Annotated in this window: 1 protein-coding gene; it reads right to left on the reverse strand. The window is 47.4% G+C overall.

Features of this window, described 5'->3' with window-relative positions; all coding sequences use genetic code 11:
- A partial coding sequence (locus tag GMA8713_RS26495; protein ID WP_479687083.1) for a DNA-directed RNA polymerase subunit alpha occupies window positions 1-502 on the reverse strand: 502 nt, incomplete at both ends.

Genomic DNA, 502 nt, shown 5'->3' on the forward strand with positions numbered 1-502 from the left:
GCTACGAATGCATCCAATTGCTCAGCTAGGATAGTAGCTGCGCGACGGATAGCTTCCTCAGGTTCTAGAGTACCGTTCGTTTCCATATCGATAACAAGCTTGTCTAAGTCAGTACGCTGCTCAACACGTGCCGCTTCTACAGCGTAGGCAATTTTGTCTACTGGGCTGTAAGTTGCGTCAACAAGCAGACGACCGATTGGACGCTCATCTTCTTCAGTATGGATACGAGCTGAAGCTGGAACGTAACCACGACCACGTTCTACTTTGATACGCATAGCGATCTCAGCGTTGTCATCCGTTAGGTGACAAATTACGTGCTCAGGGTTAGCGATCTCTACATCACCATCGTGGGTGATGTCACCTGCAACAACAGGGCCTGAGCCTGATTTGTTCAGTGTAATAAACACTTCATCTTTGCCTTCAGCAACGCGTACAGCCAAACCTTTAAGGTTTAGAAGGATTTCCAGGATATCTTCCTGAACGCCTTCTTTAGTGCTGTATT

It is taken from the genome of Grimontia marina (assembly GCF_900060185.1).
GTDB classification, from domain to species: Bacteria; Pseudomonadota; Gammaproteobacteria; order Enterobacterales; family Vibrionaceae; genus Enterovibrio; species Enterovibrio marinus.